Consider the following 22,012-nt stretch of genomic DNA (forward strand, 5'->3'; position numbering starts at 1 on the left):
CACGACGATGGCGGCCGCAGATGAGGGCGAATTCCTGATCGTCACGGGAATGTCGGGCGCGGGGCGCACGACGGCCGCGAATGCGCTCGAGGACCTGGGCTGGTACGTCGTCGACAATCTGCCGCCGCAGATTCTGCGTCCGCTGCTGGAGCTCACCGACATGGGCGGGGGCAATCTGCCCAAGGTCGCCGCGGTCGTCGACGTCCGCGGGCGCGGTCTGTTCGACGATTTCCCCGGCGTGGCACGCGCGCTGCGATCCCGTGGTGGGGTGAAGGTGCTCTACCTCGATGCTTCCGATGACGTGCTCGTTCGCCGCTTCGAGGCGGTGCGACGACCGCATCCGCTGCAGGAGGACGGAACGCTGCTGGACGGCATCCGCACCGAGCGCGCACGCCTCGCGCCGATCCGCGAGGCGGCGGATCTGCTCATCGACACATCCGCTCTGAACATCCATCAGTTGGCGATGCAGGTGTCTGAGATGTTCTCTGAGGAGGGCGCGGCGCGCCACCGCCTGACCCTGCTCAGCTTCGGCTTCAAGTACGGCGTGCCCACCGATGTAGACCACGTGGCGGACATGCGCTTCCTGCCCAATCCGTTCTGGAACGAGGAGCTGCGCGACTGCACCGGTCAGGACGCCCAGGTGCGCGATTTCGTGCTGTCGCGGCCGGGTGCCGCGGAGTTCCTCGACGCCTACGTGCAGGTGCTGCGCCCGGTGCTGGCGGGGTACCAGCGCGAGAACAAGAGCCACTCCACGGTCGCCATCGGCTGCACAGGGGCAAGCACCGCTCCGTGGCCGTCGCCGAGGAGCTCGCGCGTCGCCTGGCCGACGAGCCCGGCGTGGCGGTGAACGTCCGTCACCGCGATCTCGGGCGCGAGTAAACGCATCCGTGGGCCAGGAGAGGCATCCTGGCCTTGTAAGCTATTCCCTTGCGTCGCGATCCGACGCCAGGATCGTGAAGGAGTCCCGTGGCACTCACCACCGACGTCAAGGCTGAGCTCGTCAGCTTCCGCAGCGCACCCCCGACAGTGCGTGTCGCAGAGGTGACGACGATTCTTCGCTTCGCCGGTGGGCTGCACTCCATCGCGGGCCGGGTGGCCGTCGAGGCCGAGGTCGATGCCGAGACGCTGGCGCGCCGCGTCAGCCGCGACCTCAGCGAGATCTACGGGGTGCGTCCGGAGATCGCGCAGGTGAAATCCAGCTCCGCGCAGGCGGGGTCGGCCGGCGACGGCGCGCGCTGGGCGGTGCGTGTGATCGGTGCGGGGAGACCCTCGCGCGCCAGACCGGACTCCTGGACGCACGTCGCCGACCGGTGCGCGGTCTGCCCAATCGTCTGACCACCGGATCCCCCGACGAACTCGCGGGCATCTGGCGGGGTGCCTTCCTCGCAGCGGGTTCGCTGACCGAGCCCGGACGCTCGGCGGTGCTCGAGGTGGCCTGCCCCTCCAGCGAGGCGGCGATGGCGCTGGTGGGCGCAGCTCACCGGATCGGCATCGCGGCCAAGGCCCGCGAGGTGCGCGGGCTGCCCCGCGTGGTGGTTCGCGAGGGCGAGGCGATCCGGGCGATCCTGGTCGCCATGGGCGCTCGCCGCACCGCGGCCACCTGGGAAGAGATGCGCCAGCGACGCGAGGTGCGGGCCGGCGTGAACCGCCTGGTCAACTTCGACGACGCCAACCTGCGTCGCTCCGCCCAGGCTGCCGTCGCCGCCTGCGCACGGGTGGAACGCGCCCTCGAGATCCTCGGTGACGATGTGCCCGACCACCTGCGCACCGCCGGTAATCTGCGGCTCGCGCATCGCGATGCCAGCCTCGATGAACTCGGTCATCATGCCGATCCGCCGCTCACCAAGGACGCGGTGGCCGGTCGCATCCGTCGGCTGCTGGCGATGGCGGACAAGCGCGCGCAGCAGGAGGGCATCCCCGGCACCGAGGCCGCCGTGCCCGCAGGCCTGGAGGATTGACCTCGCGCTTCGAGGCGGCAGTGTCGTCATGGCGGGAAGGATCCCGCCGCTGAGCCCGTTGTCGTCAGTAGGATGTGAAACGTCTGCTCTGCAGCGCACACGGCGTCGCAGAGAACGCAAGCGCCGTGGCGCGGCGCGGATTGGATGAAATCGACATGGCGACTTACACGCTTCCCGACCTTCCCTACGACTTCGCGGCCCTCGAACCGCACATCAGCGGCAAGATCATGGAACTCCACCATGACAAGCACCACGCCGCATACGTCGCCGGCGCCAATGCCGCGCTGGATGCCCTCGCCGAGGCACGCGACAGCGGCAACCTCGCGAACGTCAACAAGCTCGAGAAGGATCTGGCGTTCAACCTCGGCGGTCACGTCAACCACTCGATCTTCTGGACCAACCTCTCACCCAACGGTGGCGGACAGCCCGAGGGTGAGCTCAAGGCGGCCATCGACGAGTTCTTCGGCTCCTTCGAGAAGTTCCAGGCGCACTTCACGGCGGCGGCCTCCGGCATCCAGGGCTCCGGCTGGGCCGTGCTGAGCTGGGACCCGATCGGCGCCCGGCTGATCATCCAGCAGCTCTTCGACCAGCACGCCAACACCGCTCAGGGCACGGTTCCGCTGTTCCAGCTCGACATGTGGGAGCACGCCTTCTACCTCGACTACCTGAACGTCAAGGCGGACTACATCAAGGCGGCATGGAACATCGCCAACTGGGAGAACGTCGCCCAGCGCTTTGAAACAGCACGTGAGAAGACCTCCGGTCTGCTGGTACTGTCGTAAAAGATGGGCGTCCTGATGGGCGAAAAGCCCGTCAGGACGCCGTTGTCCGCGCAATCTGCGAATTTTACGCATTTCCTTGATTAAGAACCAGGAGACTTTCGTGTCTGTCAAGATCGGTATCAACGGCTTCGGTCGTATTGGACGAAACTTCCTTCGTGCAGCTCTCGCTCAGAACGCTGACCTCGAGATCGTCGCTGTCAACGACCTCACCGACAATGCCGCTCTCGCGCATCTCCTGAAGTACGACTCCGTCGGTGGACCGCTGAGCGTCGAGGTGTCGCACGAGGGCGATGTCATCACGGTCGGCGGCAAGGCCATCAAGGTGTTCGAGGAGCGCGACCCTGCAGCGCTGCCGTGGGGCGAGCTGGGCGTTGACATCGTCATCGAGTCGACCGGCCGGTTCACCAAGGCTGCGGACGCGGGCAAGCACATCGCCGGCGGCGCCAAGAAGGTCATCATCTCCGCCCCCGGCACGGATGTCGACGGCACCTTCGTCGTCGGTGTGAACGAAGACAGCTACGACGCTGCGAACCACAACATCATCTCGAACGCGTCGTGCACCACGAACTGCCTCGCGCCGCTGGCCAAGGTCTTCAACGACACCTTCGGCATCCAGCGCGGCTTCATGATGACCGCACACGCCTACACGGCCGACCAGAACCTGCAGGACGGCCCGCACGGCGACCTGCGCCGCGCCCGCGCGGCCGCGATCAACATCGTCCCCGCTTCGACCGGCGCAGCCAAGGCCATCGGCCTGGTTCTGCCCGAGCTGAACGGCAAGCTGAGCGGATCCTCGTACCGCGTGCCGGTTCCCACCGGTTCGATCGTCGACCTGACGATCATCTCCGACCGCGACGACCTGACCGTCGACGAGGTCAACGACGCGTACCGTGCGGCAGCCGCCGACGGTCGTCTGCAGGGGATCCTGCAGTACAACGAGGACCCGATCGTGTCGAGCGACATCCAGCTCAACCCGCACTCCTCGATCTTCGACGCCGGCCTGACCAACGTCAGCGGCAACCTCGTGAAGGTCTCGAGCTGGTACGACAACGAGTGGGGCTACTCGAACCGCCTGGTCGACCTGACCGAGTACGTCGCCGAGCGTCTCTGATCTCCATGACGCTGCGCACCCTCGACACGCTGGGGTCGCTTGAAGGCAAGCGCGTCATCGTCCGCTGTGATCTGAACGTCCCGCTCCGGGACGGGGTCATCGCGGACGATGGCCGCGTTCGCGCCTCGCTGCCGACTCTGAACGCACTGATCAACGCCGGCGCGCGGGTGATCGTGTGCTCGCATCTGGGCCGTCCCAACGGCTCTCCCGACCCGCAGTACAGCCTGGAGCCGGTCGCGCAGCGTCTGTCCGAGCTGCTCGGCAAGCCGGTGGCCTTCGCCCGCGACACGGTGGGCGAATCCGCCCAGCATGCGGTCGCCGCGATCGAGGACGGCGGGGTCGTCGTGCTCGAGAACCTGCGGTTCAACGCCGGCGAGACCGCGAAGGACGATGCGGCTCGCAAGTCCTTCGCCGCAGAGCTGGCCGCGCTCGGCGACGCTCTGGTCTCCGACGGGTTCGGAGTCGTGCACCGCAAGCAGGCCAGCGTCTACGAGCTGGCTCAGCTGCTGCCTTCGGCGGCGGGTCTGCTGATCGCGACCGAGCTGGACGTGCTCGACCGGCTGACCGAGAACCCCGAGCGCCCGTACACCGTCGTGCTCGGCGGGTCGAAGGTCAGCGACAAGCTCGGCGTCATCTCCCACCTGCTGCCGCGGGTGGATCGGCTGCTGGTCGGCGGCGGGATGCTGTTCACGTTCCTCGCGGCCGAGGGTCACGCGGTGGCCTCCAGCCTGCTCGAGCAGGATCAGCTCGACACCGTGCGCGGCTACATCGCAGACGCCAGGGAGCGAGGGGTCGAGCTCGTGCTGCCGACCGACGTGGTGGTCGCCTCCGGGTTCTCGGCGGACGCCTCGCATGAGACGGTGGCGGCGGATGCCATCGAGCAGAGTGCGTTCGGTGCATCGGGCATCGGCCTGGACATCGGCCCGGACAGTGCGGCGCGTTTCGCCGAGGCGATCCGCGACTCGAAGACGGTGTTCTGGAACGGCCCGATGGGCGTGTTCGAGTTCCCGGCGTTCGCTTCCGGCACCAAGGCCGTCGCGCAGGCGCTCACCGAGGTGGACGGCCTCGGCGTGGTGGGTGGGGAGACTCCGCCGCTGCAGTGCGCCAGCTGGGATTCTCGGACGATCAGTTCGGGCACATCTCGACCGGCGGCGGTGCCAGCCTCGAGTTCCTCGAGGGTAAGAAGCTACCTGGACTGGAGGTCCTCGGATGGCAGTCTCAATGAATTCGTCTGCTGCGCAGAACAGGCGCACCCCGCTGATCGCGGGGAACTGGAAGATGAACCTCGACCACCTGCAGGCGGTGGCGACCGTGCAGAAGCTGCACTGGACGCTGAAGGACGCCGATCACGACAACGGATCGGTGGAGGTGGCGGTGTTCCCGCCGTTCACCGACATCCGCTCGGTGCAGACGCTGATCGATGCGGACAAGATCCCGTTCGCACTCGGCTCGCAGGATGTCTCGGCGCACGATTCGGGTGCATACACCGGAGAGGTGTCGGGAGCCTTCCTCGCGAAGCTGGGCGTGCGATATGCGATCATCGGGCACTCCGAGCGCCGCGAGTACCACCACGAGAGCGATGAGATCGTGAATGCCAAGGTCAAGGCAGCGCTGAAGCATGGACTGGTGCCGGTGATCTGCGTGGGCGAGACCGCGGCCGACCTGGAGGAGTTCGGCGCCAGCGCCGTTCCCGCCGGTCAGCTCGAGAAGGCACTCGACGGCATCCCGGCATCCGCCGACATCGTCGTCGCCTACGAGCCGGTCTGGGCGATCGGGTCGGGTCAGGCGGCGACGCCGTCGCAGGCGCAAGACGTCTGCGCCGCGCTGCGCGGTGTGATCGGCCGTGTCCTCGATGAGGATGCAGCGGCGCGCACCCGCGTGCTCTACGGCGGATCCGTGAAGTCCGGCAACATCGCCAGCTTCATGCGCGAGCCCGATGTGGATGGCGCTCTGGTGGGCGGTGCGAGCCTCGTCGTGGACGAATTCGCGGCGATCGTGCGCTTCCAGAAGCACGTCGGAGTGTGAGTCGGACGGGGCGCCCCGGCGTCTCGCCCTATAATCGACAGCTAGGCGGGTTGTTTTCGACCCTGGCGAAAGGCTTCATCTGGTGCTGGTTCTCGAGTTCGTGCTGCAGGTCCTGCTGGGAATCAGCAGTGTGCTGCTGACGCTCCTCATCCTTCTCCACAAGGGTCGCGGTGGTGGCCTGTCCGATATGTTCGGCGGTGGCATGTCCGCGACCGTCGGCTCGTCCGGCCTCGCGGAGCGCAACCTCAACCGGTTCACGGTCGTCCTCGCGCTCGTCTGGTTCGTGACCATCGTCGCCCTCGGCCTGATCACGAAGTTCTCGGTGATCTGATGGCCACCGGCGGCAACGCGATCAGAGGAACGCGGGTGGGCTCCGGCCCGATGGGCGAGCAGGATCACGGCTATCACGCCGATCGGATCGCCGTGTCGTACTGGGACGGACTCGGCAACGAGACCGTGCGCTACTTCGCGGCAGGACTCCCAGAAGAGGAGATCCCGGAGACGATCGACCACCCGCACTCGGGGCTTCCGGCGGGGCGCGATCGCCAGAACCCGCCTGCCATGGCGAAAGCCGAACCGTACAAGACGCACCTGGCCTACGTGAAGGAGCGGCGCACCGACGAAGAGGCTCAGCAGCTTCTGGAGGACGCCCTCACCCAGCTGCGGGAGCGGCGCGGGCAGAGCTGAGCAGCCACGATCTGAAAAGGACGCCCCCGGTGGATACCGGGGCGTCCTGCGTTTTCGCGATCTGGTTCTCGCGATCTGGAGGGGCTGACGGGAATCGAACCCGCGTCATTAGTTTGGAAGACTAAGGCTTTACCATTAAGCTACAGCCCCGCACGTGCCCTGCTGAGCAGAGCACCTCGTAAAGCATAGCGGACGGTGAAGGCGTTCCTGTCCGTTAGACTCGATGAGGCCGTTCCCGTGCGCGCGGGTTCAAGCCGGGGCGTAGCTCAGCTTGGTAGAGCGCCCGCTTTGGGAGCGGGAGGTCGCAGGTTCAAATCCTGTCGCCCCGACCACGGCCTCCAGACTTCATGCCCGTGCCATCCGCGCGGAAACCACAAGGAGACACACCAGTATGGCCAACAGCACCGTCGAGAAGCTTTCCCCGACCCGGGTCAAGCTCAGCATCACGGTCACCCCCGAGGACCTCAAGCCCAGCATCGCTCACGCGTACGAGCACATCGCTCAGGACGTGCAGATCCCCGGCTTCCGCAAGGGCAAGGTCCCCGCTCCGATCATCGACCAGCGCATCGGCCGCGGTGCGGTCATCGAGCACGCTGTCAACGAGGGGCTCGACAAGTTCTTCCGTGAGGCCGCGACCGAGCACAACGTGCGCATCGTCGGCCGCCCCTCGGCCGACATCACCCAGTGGCCGAACGAGAAGGACTTCTCCGGTGACCTGCTCGTCGACGTCGAGGTCGACGTGCGTCCTGAGATCGAGGTGCCCTCCTTCGACGACATCACCATCACGGTCGACGCCGTCGAGACCGACGACGCGGCGATCGACGCCGAGCTCGACAGCCTGCGCGCCCGCTTCGGCACGCTGATCCCCGTCGACCGTCCCGCTGCGAAGGGCGACTTCGTCGAGCTCAACCTGATCGCCGCGATCGACGGCAACGAGATCGACCGCGCCGACGGCGTCTCCTACGAGGTGGGCTCCGGCGAGCTGCTGGACGGCATCGATGAGGCCATCGACTCGCTCACCGCCGGTGAAGAGACCACGTTCCGCTCCAAGCTCGTCGGCGGCGACCACGCCGGCGAAGAGGCCGAGGTCACTGTCACCGTCAAGGGCGTCAAGGAGCGCGAGTTGCCCGAGGCCGACGACGACTTCGCCCAGATGGCCTCCGAGTTCGACACCATCGCCGAGCTGCGCGACAGCCTCGCCGAGCGCGTCGGCCAGCAGGGCGTCTTCACGCAGGGTGCCGCGGCTCGCGACCAGCTCATCGAGACCCTGCTCGAGAAGGTCGAGATCCCGGTGCCCGCGCAGCTCATCGAAGACGAGGTGCACAACCACCTCGAGAACGAGAACCGTCTGGACGACGACGTGCACCGTGCCGAGGTGGCCGAGGCCAGCGAGAAGCAGTTCCGCACGCAGGTGCTGCTGGACACCATCGCCGAGGGTGCTGACGTGCAGGTCTCCCAGGAGGAGCTGAGCCAGTACATCGTCCAGTCCGCCGCGCAGTACGGCATGGCTCCGCAGGAGTTCGTCGAGGCGCTGCAGGGCGCCGGCCAGTTGCCGTCCCTGGTCGGCGAGATCGCCCGCAACAAGGCCCTCGCCTCGGTGCTCGGCAAGGTCAAGGTCGTCGACAGCAAGGGCAAGGCCGTCGACCTCTCCGAGTTCATCGGCGACGTCGACGACGAGCAGGCGGATGCCGAAGAGGCTCCCGCCGAAGAGAAGCCGGCCGCCAAGAAGAAGGCCGCAGCGAAGGCTGAGAAGGCCGACGACTCCGAGGCGGAGAAGAAGCCGGCTGCCAAGAAGGCTCCCGCCAAGAAGGCTCCGGCGAAGAAGGCCGAGTGATCGCAGATCATTCTGAGAAGGCGGATGCTGCGGCATCCGCCTTCTTCTTCTCCGCGCCCGGCGCGTTGATATGCCGACGGCGAACACGGGAGAAGCGGCCCTGGGCCGCCGGTAGATTCGAATCACCGAAACACGGGAACAGGAGAGCTGACATGGCTGAACCTCTGATGGCGACGAGCGTCTTCGACAGACTGCTGAAGGATCGCATCATCTGGCTGGGCTCCGAGGTGCGAGACGAGAACGCGAACGAGATCTGCGCGAAGATCCTGCTTCTCGCCGCCGAGGACGCCGAGAAGGACATCTACCTCTACATCAACTCGCCCGGCGGTTCGATCACGGCGGGCATGGCCATCTACGACACCATGCAGTTCGTGCCCAACGACATCGTCACGGTCGGCATCGGCATGGCTGCCTCGATGGGCCAGCTGCTGCTGACCAGCGGCACCAAGGGCAAGCGCTACATCACCCCCAACGCTCGCGTGCTGCTTCACCAGCCGCATGGCGGCTTCGGCGGCACGGCCAGCGACATCCAGACGCAGGCACAGCTGATCCTCTCCATGAAGCGCCGTCTGGCGGAGATCACCGCCGAGCAGACCGGCAAGAGCGTCGAGCAGATCAACGAGGACGGCGACCGCGACCGCTGGTTCACCGCCGACGAGGCCCTCGAGTACGGATTCGTCGACCACATCCGCGAGCACGCCACTGACGTGCACGGCGGTGGCGGAACCGGCGCGGACAACTAAGGCAGGACGACACATATGTACACACCCACTTTCCGTGCCGCCGGCAACCTCCCCTCCAGCCGCTATGTGCTGCCGCAGTTCGAGGAGCGCACCGCCTACGGCTTCAAGCGTCAGGACCCGTACAACAAGCTGTTCGAGGATCGCGTGATCTTCCTCGGCGTGCAGGTCGACGATGCATCCGCCGACGACGTCATGGCTCAGCTGCTGGTTCTGGAGAGCCAGGACTCCGAGCGCGACATCACCATGTACATCAACTCGCCCGGTGGCTCGTTCACCGCGATGACGGCCATCTACGACACCATGCAGTACGTGGCGCCGCAGATCCAGACCGTCGTGCTCGGCCAGGCGGCGTCCGCCGCATCCGTACTGCTCGCGGGCGGGGCTCCGGGCAAGCGACTGGCGCTCCCGAACGCCCGCGTGCTCATGCACCAGCCGGCCATGGGCGAGGCCGGTCAGGGCCAGGCCTCCGACATCGAGATCCAGGCGAACGAGATCATGCGCATGCGCACCTGGCTCGAAGAGACCATGGCCAAGCACACCGGTCAGCCCGTGGAGAAGGTCAACCGCGACATCGACCGCGACAACATCCTCTCGGCCGAGCAGGCCAAGGAGTACGGCATCGTCGACCAGGTGCTCACCTCGCGTAAGCGCGCCTGAGTCCACGCGTGCCACGAGCGGCCCGGATCCGTCCGGGCCGCTCTTTCGCGTCCGGATGCCGACGAATGCGCGCCACGCCGGCACTGCCGCGCTCATATGAGCAATTGAGTGCGCGAGCGTGCGTCTGCTTCTAGGCTGGAGCAGTGAGGAGGATGCCGTGGACGACGAACTGCTGATGGTACGTGTCGCCGAGCTCTCCTACGACGAGAACAAGACGCAGGACGAGATCGGCGCACTCCTGGGCATCTCTCGCTGGAAGGTCGGCAGGCTGCTCACCCAGGCGCGTGAGCTCGGCATCGTCCGGATCGAGATCGTGCACCCGCGTGCGCGGAGGCTGGGGCTGGAGCGGACGCTCGTGGAGCGTTTCGGACTGACAGATGCCGTCGTCGTTCCCGCGCCCGATGATCCCGCTGCCGTGCTGGAGCGTGTCGCCCGCGCCGCAGCCGACATGCTGACGGCCCTCCGTCCGGTGCCGCGCATCCTCGCGGTCAGCTGGGGGCGCACCCTCACCGCCCTCGCCGAGGCGCTGCCCGACGGCTGGGCGCACGGCATCACCGTCGTGCAGGCCAATGGTGGAGTGAGCCTGAACCGCCGCTCGGGAGGTGCAGCATCCGTCGCCGTCACCATCGCCCAGCGCGGCGCCGGGCAGGCCGTGCTGCTGCCGAGCCCGGCCATCCTCGAGCGGGTGGAGACGAAGCAGGCCATCGAGGCCGACCGCACCGTCGCGGCGATCCTCGAGCAGGCAGCGCACGCCGACACCTTCCTGTTCACCGCAGGCCCGTGCGACCCGGCATCCGCTCATGTCGAGAACGGGTATCTCACGGCATCCGACATCGCCGAGCTCGCCCGGCGCGGAGCGGTCGGCGATCTGCTCGGCCGCTACATCGACGCCGACGGCAACATCGTCGACCCGCAGCTCGACGCCCGCACGGTCGGGGTCGGGCTCGACCGGGTGCGCTCCGCATCCCGTGCCGTCTTCGTCACCGCGGGTGACGCCAAGCACGACATCGCGCGTACAGTCGTCAGCAACGGGCTGTGCAGCGTACTGGTGACCGACGAATCCACTGCACGTGCACTCTTGGAGGAGAAGTGACGATCACAGAGCTCGAACGATCGGACGGCCGCCGCTCGGCGGTCGATGTACTGGGCGGTGAGCCCGACGATGCGACACTGCGCCGCTTCCTGCACGGCCTGCCCGGCGTGGACGCCGTGGGCCTGGAGCAGCGTGCGGCGGGTCTGGGCACCCGCTCGATCAAGACGACCTCGAAGGCGTGGGCGCTCGACAAGATCATCTCGCTGATCGACCTGACCACGCTCGAAGGCGCCGACACCGCCGGCAAGGTGCGCTCGCTGGTCGCGAAGGCGAAGACACCGGATGCCGCCGATCCGGCCACACCGCGGCCGGCGGCGGTCTGCGTGTACGGCGACATGGTCGCTCACGCGATCGAGGCGCTCGGGGCGCTGCACGGCGACCCCGACGACAGCCGGATCTCTGTGGCCGCGGTGGCGACGGCGTTCCCGTCCGGACGTGCATCGATCGAGGTCAAGCTCGCCGACACCGCGGATGCCGTGGCGGCCGGCGCCGACGAGATCGACATGGTGATCGACCGCGGGGCGTTCCTGGAGGGGCGCTACGGGCTGGTGTTCGACCAGATCGCCCGCGTGAAGCAGGCCTGCCGCCGCGAGGACGGTTCGTACGCCTCGCTGAAGGTCATCATGGAGACCGGGGAGCTGAACACCTACGACAACATCAAGCGCGCCTCGTGGCTGTCGATCCTCGCCGGCGGCGACTTCATCAAGACCTCCACGGGAAAGGTATCGCCGGCCGCGACCCTGCCGACGACACTGCTCATGCTGCAGACCGTGCGCGACTGGCATCGGGCGACGGGGGAGAGGATCGGTGTGAAGCCCGCCGGCGGCATCCGCTCCTCGAAGGACGCCATCAAGTACCTCGTCACGGTCGCCGAGACCGCAGGCGAGCAGTGGTTGCAGCCGCATCTGTTCCGCTTCGGCGCATCGAGTCTGCTCAATGACGTGCTGCTGCAGCGCCAGAAGATCACCACCGGCCACTACTCCGGTGCCGACTACGTGACCATCGACTGAGGAGCCTCATATGTCATTCCTGGAATACGCTCCCGCGCCCGAATCCAAGGCGATCCTGAACCTGAAGGACAGCTACGGTCTGTTCATCGACGGCGAGTTCGTCGACGGCTCCGGACCTTCCTTCCACACCATCTCTCCCGCAGACGAGAGCCGCATCGCAGAGATCTCCTCAGCATCCGATGAGGACGTCGACCGCGCCGTCGCCGCAGCGCGCCGGGCGTACGACAAGGTCTGGTCGAAGATGAGCGGCCGCGACCGCGGCAAGTACCTGTTCCGCATCGCCCGGCTGGTGCAGGAGCGGGCGCGAGAGCTGGCGGTGGCCGAGAGCCTGGACAATGGCAAGCCGATCAAGGAGAGCCGCGACGTGGACGTGCCGCTCGTGGCCGCCTGGTTCTTCTACTACGCCGGCTGGGCCGACAAGCTCGACTACGCCGGCCTCGGCGCAGACCCGCGCTCGCTGGGTGTCGCCGGTCAGATCATCCCGTGGAACTTCCCGCTGCTCATGCTCGCCTGGAAGCTCGCACCGGCGCTGGCCGCAGGCAACACCGTGGTGCTCAAGCCGGCCGAGACCACGCCGCTGACGGCGCTGATCTTCGCCGAGATCCTGCAGCAGGCCGATCTGCCCGCTGGTGTGGTGAACATCATCACCGGTGCTGGTGCTCCAGGCGCGACTCTGGTGCGCCACCCCGACGTCGACAAGGTGGCCTTCACCGGGTCGACCGGTGTGGGCCGCGACATCGCGAAGGCGATCGCGGGCACCGATAAGCGCGTCACCCTCGAGCTGGGCGGCAAGGCCGCGAATATCGTCTTCGACGATGCGCCGATCGACCAGGCCGTGGAGGGCATCGTCAACGGCATCTTCTTCAATCAGGGCCACGTGTGCTGCGCAGGCAGTCGCCTGCTGGTGCAGGAGTCGATCCATGACGAGGTCGTCGACCGGCTCAAGACCCGACTGTCGACACTGCGCCTGGGTGATCCGCTGGACAAGAACACCGACATCGGCGCCATCAACTCGGCCGCGCAGCTGGCACGGATCCGCGAACTCAGCGACATCGGCGAGGCCGAGGAGCCGAACGATGGACCGCCGACTGCGCGATCCCGGAGAAGGGGTTCTGGTTCGCCCCGACGATCTTCACCGGCGTCGAGGCCTCGAGTCGCATCGCGCGCGACGAGGTGTTCGGTCCGGTGCTGTCGGTGCTGACCTTCCGCACCCCCGCCGAGGCGATCGCCAAGGCCAACAACACGCCCTACGGGCTGTCGGCCGGCATCTGGAGCGACAAGGGGTCTCGAATCCTCGCCGTCGCCGACAAGTTGCGTGCGGGCGTGGTGTGGGCGAACACGTTCAACCGCTTCGACCCCTCCAGCCCGTTCGGCGGCTACAAGGAATCCGGGTACGGGCGCGAGGGCGGCCGGCACGGGCTGACCGCCTACCTCGCACCCCGACCGGTCGCCGCGCCCATCGCGGCGCGCGCACGCAGCAAGGAGATCAGCAAGTGAGCAGGCGACTGACCGTTCCCAAGACCTACAAGCTCGCCATCGGCGGCGCCTTCCCGCGCAGCGAGTCCGGCCGCACCTACCAGGTGCTCTCCGCCAAGGGCGCATTTCTTGCGAACGCTGCGAAGGCCTCACGGAAGGATGCCAGGGATGCCGTCGTCGCCGCTCGCTCGGCGGTGAAGGGCTGGTCGGGGGCGACTGCGTACAACCGTGGGCAGGTGCTGTACCGCGTCGCGGAGATCCTGGAGGGGCGTCGCGCCCAGTTCGTCGACGAGATCGTCGACCAGGAGGGCGTGTCCGCTGCTGTCGCGGGTGCCCAGGTGGACGCGGCGATCGACCTGTGGGTCTGGTACGCCGGCTGGTGCGACAAATACGCGCAGGTCGGCGGCAACGCCAACCCTGTGGCGGGGCCGTACTTCAACATCTCGGTGCCCGAGCCGACCGGGGTCGTGGCGATCGTCGCCCCGCAGGATTCCGCGCTGCTGGGCCTGGTGTCGGCGATCGCGCCGGCACTGGTGACCGGCAACACCGTCGTCGTGGTCGCCAGCGAGCAGCATCCGCTCTCGGCGATCAGCCTGGCCGAGGTGCTCGCCACCAGCGACGTGCCCGGCGGCGTGGTGAACATGCTCACCGGGTCACCGGCCGAGATCGCACCCTGGTTGGCCTCGCACGCCGACGTGAACGCCCTGGATCTGGCCGGTGCGGGTGACCTGGACTGGGTGGAGCTGGAGATCGCTGCAGCCGACACCCTCAAGCGGGTGCTGCGTCCCGGCGTCGTCGAGCAGAGCCTGGACCGGATCACCGCGTTCACCGAGACGAAGACCGTGTGGCACACCAAGTCGATGGTGTGATGGCTGATCCGTCGTCGCCCCTGTCTGGCTGCGCCGCCCCTGCTCATCCACGTGAATGGGCAGGGGCGGCGACGACCAGTAGGGGCGGAGTGCCGGGTTCCCCGCAGCGGAGATCCGCGCCCCGTGCTCGTGCGCGCCAATACGCCACGGTGTCGGTGCTGGCGGTTAGGCTCGAATGACGGCATCAGGAATCCGCCTGGCTGCCGGCTTCGAGGAGGACGCGCATGGCACGCATCGGTGAGAGCGCCGACCTGTTCAAATGCTCTTTCTGCGGCAAGAGCCAGAAGCAGGTGCAGCAGCTGATCGCCGGCCCCGGCGTGTACATCTGCGACGAATGCGTCGAGCTGTGCAACGAGATCATCGAAGAGCGGATGGCCGAGGCCGGCGGCGGGCCGGTCGCAGACTTCGAGCTGCCCAAGCCGCGCGAGATCTTCTCCTTTCTCGAGGAGTACGTCGTCGGGCAGGAACCCGCCAAGCGCTCGCTCGCCGTGGCCGTCTACAACCACTACAAGCGCGTGCGCGCCCGCGGCACACTGCAGACCGCCGAGCAGCGCGCCGAAGAGGTCGAGGTCGCCAAGAGCAACATCCTCATGCTCGGGCCGACCGGCTGCGGCAAGACCTACCTCGCCCAGACGCTCGCCAAGCGGCTGAACGTGCCCTTCGCCGTGGCCGATGCGACCGCGCTCACCGAAGCCGGCTATGTCGGCGAGGATGTCGAGAACATCCTGCTCAAGCTGCTGCAGGCCGCCGACTACGACGTCAAGCGCGCCGAGACCGGCATCATCTACATCGACGAGATCGACAAGATCGCCCGCAAGGCCGAGAACCCCTCGATCACCCGCGACGTGTCGGGCGAGGGCGTGCAGCAGGCGCTGCTGAAGATCCTCGAGGGCACGGTGGCATCCGTGCCGCCGCAGGGCGGGCGCAAGCATCCGCACCAGGAGTTCCTGCAGATCGACACGACGAATGTGCTGTTCATCGTCGCCGGGGCCTTCGCCGGCCTGGAGGACATCATCTCGGCGCGGGTCGGCAAGCACGGGGTCGGCTTCGGGGCTCCGCTGCACGACAAGGGCAAAGACCTCGATCTGTTCGGCGAGGTGCTGCCCGAGGACCTGCACAAGTTCGGCCTGATCCCCGAGTTCATCGGCCGCCTTCCCGTCGTCACCTCGGTGTCGCCGCTGGATCAGGAGGCGCTGATCGAGATTCTCACCGGACCGCGCAACGCCCTGGTCAAGCAGTATCAGCGCATGTTCGAAATCGACGGCGTGCAGCTCGAGTTCGATGAGGACGCGCTGCGCTCCATCGCCGACCTGGCCGTGCTGCGCAAGACCGGCGCACGGGGACTGCGCGCCATCCTGGAGGACGTGCTCGGCCCGATCATGTTCGAGATCCCCTCGGCCGAAGACGTGACCAAAGTCGTCGTGACCAAGGCATCCGTCGAGGACGGCGCCCCGCCCACGGTGGTGCTCGCCCGCAAGCGCAAGAGCGCCTGAACGGAGTGACACCGCTTCGGAAATCTGCACAGCTTCGGATGAATCTGACGGATTTCTCCGAGAACGTGCATTTCTCCGGTGATCTCCCGGGGAGTCTCCTGGTCGCCCTCAGCCATCGAGCCCGCGGCGCTTCAGCAGCGGGGCGAGTTCGGCATCCCGGCCGCGGAAGTCGCGATATGCCTCCAGCGGATCCTTCGATCCTCCGACGCCCAGCAGACGCTGTCGGAAACGGTCACCGTTGGCGCGGGTGAGGCCACCGTTCTCCCGGAACCATTCGACGGTGTCGGCGTCGAGCACCTCGCTCCAGATGTACGAGTAGTACCCGGCGCTGTACCCACCCGAGAACACGTGTGCGAAGTACGTCGACGAGTAGCGCGTGGGTACGACCGGGTTCAGCAGACCGATGTCGGCCAGAGCGGATGCCTCGAACGCGGCGACGTCGTCAATGTCCTCGCCTGCGCCGATGCCGTGCCAGGCCTGGTCCAGCCAGGCGGCCGCGAGGTACTCGCTGGTGGCATGCCCCTGGTCGAACGATTCGGCGGCTCGCAGACGCTCTACGACCTCGGGGTTCAGTGGCTCACCGGTGTCGATGTGCCGGGCGTAGTTCTCCAGCACCTCGCTCCACAGGATCCACATCTCGTTGACCTGGCTGGGGAACTCCACGAAATCACGGAACACGTTGGTGCCCGAGAAATGCGGGTACGTCACCCGCGCGAAAAGGCCATGCAGTGCGTGCCCGAACTCATGGAACAGGGTCGTCACCTCATCGAGCGTGAGCAGCGTGGGCTGCCCGTCGCCGGGCTGCGACACGTTGAGGTTGTTGACGACGACAGGCAGCGTGCCGCGCAGCGCGGACTGGCTGACGATCGGATTCATCCAGGCCCCGCCGCGCTTGGAGTCCCGTGTGTACAGATCCAGCACATACAGGCCCACCTCGGATCCATCGGCGTCGTGCACCTCGAACACCCGGGCGCCGGGATGGTACGCCACCAGATCCTCGCGCTCGGTGAACTCCACCCCGTACAGCCGCTCGGCGGCGAAGAACACGCCGTCGCGCAGCACCCGCTCGGCCTCGAACCACGGACGCAACGCCGCCGTGTCGATGCCGTACCGCGCCTGCCGCACCTTCTCGGTGTAGAACGCCCAGTCGTGGGCCTGAAGGGCGAACGGCTCCGGCTCGGAGGAGTCGATGATCTCCTGCAGTGCCACACGTTCGCGTTCGGCGTTGCGTGCGGCGGGTGCGGCGAGATCGCGCAGCATCCGCTCCACGGCATCCGGGCTGCCCGCCGTTTCATCGGCGGTGACGTAGGCGGCGTGCGAGGGGTGGCCCAGCAGAGCCGCCCGCTCGGCGCGCAGCCGCACGATCTCGGTCAGCACGGCTCGGTTGTCGTTGTCGTTTCCGCGGGATGCCCGGGACAGCGACGCTGCCAGGATCCGCCGACGGCTCTCGCGCACGGTGAGCGAGGCGAGGTAGGGATGGCCGCTGAACAGCGGCAGGCCGACCAGGAACCGGCCTGCCTCACCCCGGTCTGCCGCAGCTCGAGCGGCGGCGCTCAGCTCGCCCTCGGTCAGACCATCCAGTTCGGCGGCATCGTCGAACAGCACAGCCAATTCGTTGGTGTCGTTCAGCAGGTTCTTCTCGAACGCTGTGCTCAGCGTCGACAGGCGTGTGTTGAGCGCGGTGAGCCGCACCTTGGCCTCGTCGTCAAGGGCGGCTCCGGCGTGGGTCATCTCCCGAAAGTGACGTTCGACGAGGTACCGCTGCTCGTCATCCAGCCCCAGTTCGTCGAGCTGCGCATGCACCTGCGACACCCGCCAGTACAGCTGAGCATCCAATCGGATGGCGTCCTCGTGGGCCGCCATGAGCGGAGAGAGCTCTTCCTCGATGGCCTGGATCTCGGGGGTCGCGTCCGCCGAGCTGACGGTGTAGAACGTGTGCGCGACCCGATCGAGCAGTTCGCCGCTGCGCTCCAGCGCCACGAGGGTGTTCTCGAAGGTCGGCATCGAACGTACGACGGTGATCGCACGCACCTCCGCCAGCTGCGTGGCGAAGGCCTGCCGGAACGCAGGCAGATAGTGTTCGGGCCGGATGGCGGCGAAGTCGGGCAGCCCGTACGGGAGTGGCGAGGGGAGAGCAGTGGGTTCGTGGCCTCGGTCATCCCTCGAGCCTAGGGGCCGATCGGGCGGCTGTCGGGCAGCCGTTCAGGCGTGCCAGTACCGGCGTCGGATCCGTATCCAGTCGTTGCCCGGCAGGTGGGGATACAGCAGCGACGCGGCCAGGCAGTACTTGCTGGGCCCCCGCCCGTTTGACGAAAAGGGTTACATATCAGTCCTCGAACGGGCGGGCGAGAACCTCGCCGGATGCCGTGAGCAGCACCTCCCACCCGGCATCCAGCTCGGCCAGCGGCCGGCCTTCCAGCCAGGTGAGCGTCCAGTGCCCCGACAGGCCGCGTCCCTCGACCTCGGCGATCGCAGGACGCAGCGCCTCGGGCACGGAGGCCGGTGGCTGCGTTCCCGTCGCCCAGCGCGTTCCGAGCTGCATCATGCCTCCGGTGCCAGTTCGATCGCGGTGACGGCGAGCTCATCGGCCTCCGCGAAGTTCAGCTCGGCGATGCGGCCGACCGCCCGCAGATCGCCGGCCGCGGCGCGCAGCGCCTCGATCTGGGCTGCGGGTGCGGCGATCGTCGCTGTCGCCACCGGGGTCTTCTGCGAGGCCTTCGCCTCGGTCTTCGCCCGGCGGATGCCGATCAGCGCGGCACTGGCTGCGGTGAGCACCGCGGCGTCTCCCTCGATTCCGGCGGGCTCCGGCCATGACGAGGTGTGGATCGAGCCCTCTTCGAACCACGACCACGCCTCCTCGGTGGCGAACGACACGATCGGGGCGAGCAATCGCAGCAGGGTCGACAGCGCCAGCCGCAGGGCGAGCGCCGCGGATGGCTGCCCGACGTCGGTCTGGTCGTAGGCGCGCTCCTTGACGAGTTCGAGGTAGTCGTCGCAGAACGTCCAGAAGAACGCCTCCGTCACCTCCAGCGCCTTGGCCTGGTCGTAGCCCTCGTACGCCGCGGTGGCCTCGCGCACGACCTGGTCGAGCGTGGTCAGCATCGAGGCGTCCAGGGCGTGCGTGATCTGCGCGCCCTCGGGCACGGGGAACGACAGCACGAACTTCGCGGCGTTCAGGACCTTGATCGCCAGGCGGCGCCCGATCTTCACCTGGGTGGGGTTCTGCGGGTCGAACGCGGCGTCCATGCCCAGGCGGCTGGAGGCCGACCAGTAGCGCACCGCATCCGATCCGTGCTTGTCGAGGATGTCGGCGGGGGTGACCACGTTGCCCTTGGACTTGGACATCTTCTTGCGGTCGGGGTCGACGATGAAGCCGGAGATCGCGGCGTTGCTCCAGGGGGCGCGCTGATCCTCCAGAGTGGAGCGCAGCATGGTCGAGAACAGCCAGGTGCGGATGATGTCCTGGCCCTGCGGGCGCAGATCGAACGGCGCCACCAGGTTCCACAGCTCTTCGTCGCGCTGCCAGCCCCCGGCCAGCTGCGGGGTGAGCGATGAGGTCGCCCAGGTGTCGAAGATGTCCTGCTCGGCGACGAAACCGCCGGGCACGCCGCGCTGATCCTCGGTGTAGCCGGCCGGCACGTCACTGGTCGGATCGATGGGAAGCTGGTCGTGTGCGGGGGTGAGCACGCGGTCGTAGTCGCGCTCGCCGTTCTCGTCGAGGGCGTACCAGATCGGGATCGGCACGCCGAAGAAGCGCTGACGCGAGACCAGCCAGTCGCCGGTGAGGCCGCCCACCCAGTTCTCGTAGCGCACCCGCATGAAGTCGGGATGCCAGGCCATCTTCTTCCCGTTCTCGAGCAGCTGGTCCCGCAGCTGCTCGTCGCGGGCGCCGTTGCGGATGTACCACTGCCGAGTGGAGACGATCTCCAGCGGGCGGTCGCCCTTCTCGAAGAATTTCACCGCGTGGCTGAAGGGCTTGCCCACCTCGATGAGGTCGCCGGACTCGCCCAGCAGCTCCACGATCGCCTTGCGCGCGCTGAACACGGTCTTGCCGGCCAGCTGCGCGTAGGCGGCCCTCCCGGCATCCGTCACGATCGCCTCGGGGGCCTCTGCGAGCACACGGCCGTCCTTGCCGAGGATCGTGCGGTTGGGTAGATCCAGCTCACGCCACCAGACGATGTCGGTCACATCGCCGAAGGTGCAGATCATCGCGATGCCGGAGCCCTTGTCGGGCTGTGCGAGGTGGTGCGCGAGCACGGGCACCTCGACGTCGAAGATCGGGGTGCGCACCGTGGAGCCGAAGTATGGCTGGTAGCGCTCGTCGTCGGGGTGCGCGACCAGGGCCACGCACGCGGCGAGCAGCTCGGGACGGGTGGTTTCGATCTGGATGTCACCCGAGCCGTCGCTGCGGTGGAACGCGAGCCGGTGGTACGCGGCCTGCTGCTCGCGATCCTCCAGCTCGGCCTGCGCGATCGCGGAACGGAAGTCGATGTCCCACAGCGTCGGTGCCAGCGACTGGTAGGCCTCGCCTCGCTCCAGCCCGCGCAGGAAGGCGAGCTGGCTCTGCCGGATCGTGTCGTCGGAGATGGTGCGGTAGGTCTGCGTCCAGTCCACGCTCAGGCCCAGCTGGCGGAACAGCGCCTCGAACTGCTTCTCGTCCTCGATGGTCAGCTTCTCGCACAGCTCGATGAAGTTGCGCCGGCTGATCGGCAGCTGATCGGCGGCACGGGACGACTTGTTGTCGCCGCCCTCGAACGGCGGCGTGAAGTCGGGGTCGTAGGGGAGCGAGGGGTCGCAGCGCACACCGTAGTAGTTCTGCACCCGACGCTCGGTGGGCAGACCGTTGTCGTCCCAGCCCATCGGGTAGAACACGTGCTTGCCGCGCATGCGCTCGAAGCGGGCTTTGATGTCGGTGTGCGTGTACGAGAACACGTGGCCGATGTGCAGGCTGCCGGAGGCCGTCGGCGGGGGCGTGTCGATCGAGTAGACACTCCCACGACCGGATGCCGCGGCGCCGGCGCGATCGAACAGGAAGGTGCCCTGCTCGCTCCAGCGCTCACCCCACTTCGCCTCGAGACCTTCGAGCACGGGCTTGTCGGGGATCTGGTTCGGGTCGGACGCAGCCATGAAGGTCTCCTTGAGCGATGTGTGCGGCACTGTGTGAGCGTGCCTGAGTGTGGGGTGTGCAGCGAGTCTACCGGGCTTCGAAGAATGCCGGGGTGAGCAGGTCGGCCTGGCGGTAGGTCAGGGCGGCGCCAGGCGCGTCGGGCGCGGAGACCAGGGCTGGGCGGAGGTCGCATCGCGCCATGCGATCGACTCCAAGTGCGGGCGTTGACACTTTACGAGTGCTCGCAGAACGGCTATATTGCTAGCATGCAATCAAGTGAGCCGAGGGTGCAGTTCAACGTCTACCTGCCACCGGACGTCATCCGGTCGGTCAAGCACCGCGCGATCGACGAGGAGTCCAGCCTGTCGGCGCTCGTCGAGCGCGCGCTGCGGCGGTACCTGGAGGAAACGGAATCATGACCACGGTGCAGCAGATCGTCTATGCTCGGCATCCCGAGCGCTGGCATGCGCTCGCCGTAGCCCTGGGACTCGTCTCACCCCACCCGCCGGAGCCAGGCTGGGCGGAGTTCGACGGCGGTGGCATCCTTGCGATCCATCGGGAGAACGATGACCACAGTGACGGTACGGTCGACCTGCATCTGCTTGTCGACGATCTGGATGCCGCGGAGGCGGCGCTCGACGACCGGGATGTCACCCGCACCGTGATGGAGGGCGTTGGAGAGATGCTTCTCGTGCGAGCAGCGTCCGGCATCGAGATCAGTGTCTCCGAGGGGACTCGCACTACTTCCGGGCAGGTGGCGGTGCAGCCGATCTGGTTCCAAGAGGACGTGGTGGAGGCCCGCAGCATTCTCGAGGCGGTGGGTTTGCGCGCCGACATCGTGGCCGACCGCGGCGGGTGGGTGGAACTGCGCGGAGGAGGCGGCGGATCGGTAGGGGTGCATGGGGCATCCGAGCCCTCGATCGGGCTGGGGTTCCTCGCACACGGTGATCTCGACGCTCTCGCAATGCAGCTCACGGATGCTGGCTTCGAGGCATCCGTCGTGGATGAGGCGTACGCACGCACGGTCCGCGTCGCCGACCCCGAGGTGTGGATAAACGGCATCCAGGCTGACCTGTACGGCTACCATCGCGAGGCGTGACCGGCCGCGGATGGAAAGGGCTGGTTCACCTGCTCGGGAACCCGCGGTTTCCATCTCTCGGGTGAACG

16 protein-coding genes, 2 tRNA genes and 5 pseudogenes are annotated in these 22,012 nt (G+C 67.4%); 19 read left to right on the plus strand and 4 right to left on the minus strand.

Going from position 1 to position 22,012, the window contains the following annotated elements; all coding sequences use genetic code 11:
- The first annotated feature begins 7 nt into the window (after positions 1-7).
- The 8 genes and pseudogenes from rapZ to QUE33_RS02765 all read left to right on the plus strand — a co-directional run bounded on the left by rapZ (position 8) and on the right by QUE33_RS02765 (position 6,563).
- Positions 8-879 (plus strand): annotated as a pseudogene (rapZ, locus tag QUE33_RS02730) (RNase adapter RapZ).
- 87 nt (positions 880-966) lie between these two features.
- Positions 967-1,958, plus strand: a pseudogene (gene whiA, locus QUE33_RS02735) (DNA-binding protein WhiA).
- A 155-nt stretch (positions 1,959-2,113) separates the two neighbouring features.
- Entirely contained in the window at positions 2,114-2,740 is a 627-nt protein-coding gene (locus QUE33_RS02740; RefSeq protein WP_286301785.1) for a superoxide dismutase, read from the plus strand.
- Between the two features lie 100 nt (positions 2,741-2,840).
- Complete coding sequence (gap, locus tag QUE33_RS02745) at positions 2,841-3,851, plus strand: type I glyceraldehyde-3-phosphate dehydrogenase (RefSeq protein ID WP_286301786.1); 1,011 nt, start codon at positions 2,841-2,843, stop codon at positions 3,849-3,851.
- A 5-nt stretch (positions 3,852-3,856) separates the two neighbouring features.
- A pseudogene (locus QUE33_RS02750) lies at positions 3,857-5,076 on the plus strand (phosphoglycerate kinase).
- A complete protein-coding gene (gene tpiA, locus QUE33_RS02755; RefSeq protein ID WP_286301788.1) occupies positions 5,073-5,876 on the plus strand; it encodes a triose-phosphate isomerase in 804 nt (267 codons plus the stop codon). Before QUE33_RS02750 ends, tpiA begins: the two are co-directional and overlap by 4 nt.
- A gap of 82 nt (positions 5,877-5,958) precedes the next feature.
- Positions 5,959-6,207 (plus strand): preprotein translocase subunit SecG, encoded by a 249-nt coding sequence (secG, locus tag QUE33_RS02760; protein ID WP_286301790.1) that lies wholly within the window; start codon positions 5,959-5,961, stop codon positions 6,205-6,207.
- Entirely contained in the window at positions 6,207-6,563 is a 357-nt protein-coding gene (locus QUE33_RS02765) for an RNA polymerase-binding protein RbpA (protein WP_286301793.1), read from the plus strand. The genes secG and QUE33_RS02765 overlap by 1 nt, the downstream gene beginning before the upstream one ends.
- Before the next feature lie 76 nt (positions 6,564-6,639).
- On the opposite strand, the gene QUE33_RS02770 is transcribed toward QUE33_RS02765, so the two are convergent.
- A tRNA-Gly gene (locus tag QUE33_RS02770) sits at positions 6,640-6,713 on the minus strand.
- 105 nt (positions 6,714-6,818) lie between these two features.
- Here QUE33_RS02770 and QUE33_RS02775 point away from each other — a divergent pair.
- The 9 genes and pseudogenes from QUE33_RS02775 to clpX all read left to right on the plus strand — a co-directional run bounded on the left by QUE33_RS02775 (position 6,819) and on the right by clpX (position 15,738).
- Positions 6,819-6,895, plus strand: a tRNA-Pro gene (locus QUE33_RS02775).
- Positions 6,896-6,954: 59 nt separating this feature from the next.
- Positions 6,955-8,397 carry a trigger factor gene (gene tig / locus QUE33_RS02780; RefSeq protein ID WP_286301795.1) on the plus strand — a complete coding sequence of 481 codons (1,443 nt, stop codon included), beginning with the start codon at positions 6,955-6,957 and terminating at the stop codon, positions 8,395-8,397.
- Positions 8,398-8,549: 152 nt separating this feature from the next.
- Positions 8,550-9,140 (plus strand): ATP-dependent Clp protease proteolytic subunit, encoded by a 591-nt coding sequence (locus tag QUE33_RS02785; RefSeq protein ID WP_286301796.1) that lies wholly within the window; start codon positions 8,550-8,552, stop codon positions 9,138-9,140.
- Between the two features lie 15 nt (positions 9,141-9,155).
- On the plus strand, positions 9,156-9,797 hold the full coding sequence (locus QUE33_RS02790) for an ATP-dependent Clp protease proteolytic subunit (protein WP_286301797.1): 642 nt from the start codon (positions 9,156-9,158) through the stop codon (positions 9,795-9,797).
- Between the two features lie 157 nt (positions 9,798-9,954).
- Positions 9,955-10,890, plus strand: a complete 936-nt coding sequence (locus QUE33_RS02795; protein ID WP_286301798.1) for a sugar-binding transcriptional regulator — start codon at positions 9,955-9,957, stop codon at positions 10,888-10,890.
- Between the two features lie 50 nt (positions 10,891-10,940).
- Positions 10,941-11,900 carry a deoxyribose-phosphate aldolase gene (deoC, locus tag QUE33_RS02800; RefSeq protein WP_378762243.1) on the plus strand — a complete coding sequence of 320 codons (960 nt, stop codon included), beginning with the start codon at positions 10,941-10,943 and terminating at the stop codon, positions 11,898-11,900.
- Between the two features lie 10 nt (positions 11,901-11,910).
- Positions 11,911-13,397: pseudogene (locus QUE33_RS02805) on the plus strand (aldehyde dehydrogenase family protein).
- The gene (locus QUE33_RS02810; protein WP_286301801.1) at positions 13,394-14,245 is read left to right on the plus strand and encodes an aldehyde dehydrogenase family protein; all 852 of its coding nucleotides are present in this window, start codon (positions 13,394-13,396) and stop codon (positions 14,243-14,245) included. Before QUE33_RS02805 ends, QUE33_RS02810 begins: the two are co-directional and overlap by 4 nt.
- A gap of 224 nt (positions 14,246-14,469) precedes the next feature.
- Positions 14,470-15,738 (plus strand): ATP-dependent Clp protease ATP-binding subunit ClpX, encoded by a 1,269-nt coding sequence (gene clpX, locus QUE33_RS02815; protein WP_286301803.1) that lies wholly within the window; start codon positions 14,470-14,472, stop codon positions 15,736-15,738.
- Between the two features lie 108 nt (positions 15,739-15,846).
- Here clpX and QUE33_RS02820 read toward each other — a convergent pair.
- From QUE33_RS02820 to valS, 3 genes and pseudogenes are all read right to left on the minus strand, one after another.
- Positions 15,847-17,897, minus strand: a pseudogene (locus tag QUE33_RS02820) (M3 family metallopeptidase).
- Positions 17,898-18,064: 167 nt separating this feature from the next.
- Complete coding sequence (locus QUE33_RS02825; RefSeq protein WP_378762222.1) at positions 18,065-18,283, minus strand: hypothetical protein; 219 nt, start codon at positions 18,281-18,283, stop codon at positions 18,065-18,067.
- Positions 18,280-20,865 carry a valine--tRNA ligase gene (gene valS / locus QUE33_RS02830; RefSeq protein ID WP_286301806.1) on the minus strand — a complete coding sequence of 862 codons (2,586 nt, stop codon included), beginning with the start codon at positions 20,863-20,865 and terminating at the stop codon, positions 18,280-18,282. Before valS ends, QUE33_RS02825 begins: the two co-directional genes overlap by 4 nt.
- Positions 20,866-21,111: 246 nt before the next feature.
- On the opposite strand from valS, the gene QUE33_RS02835 reads away from it, so the two are divergent.
- Together QUE33_RS02835 and QUE33_RS02840 are read left to right on the plus strand one after the other, a co-directional pair.
- Complete coding sequence (locus tag QUE33_RS02835) at positions 21,112-21,264, plus strand: ribbon-helix-helix domain-containing protein (RefSeq protein WP_286301807.1); 153 nt, start codon at positions 21,112-21,114, stop codon at positions 21,262-21,264.
- The gene (locus QUE33_RS02840) at positions 21,261-21,944 is read left to right on the plus strand and encodes a hypothetical protein (protein ID WP_286301808.1); all 684 of its coding nucleotides are present in this window, start codon (positions 21,261-21,263) and stop codon (positions 21,942-21,944) included. Before QUE33_RS02835 ends, QUE33_RS02840 begins: the two co-directional genes overlap by 4 nt.
- The last annotated feature ends 68 nt before the right edge of the window (positions 21,945-22,012 follow it).

Origin of the sequence: Microbacterium suwonense (genome assembly GCF_030296555.1) — a bacterium.
GTDB lineage: Bacteria > Actinomycetota > Actinomycetes > Actinomycetales > Microbacteriaceae > Microbacterium > Microbacterium suwonense.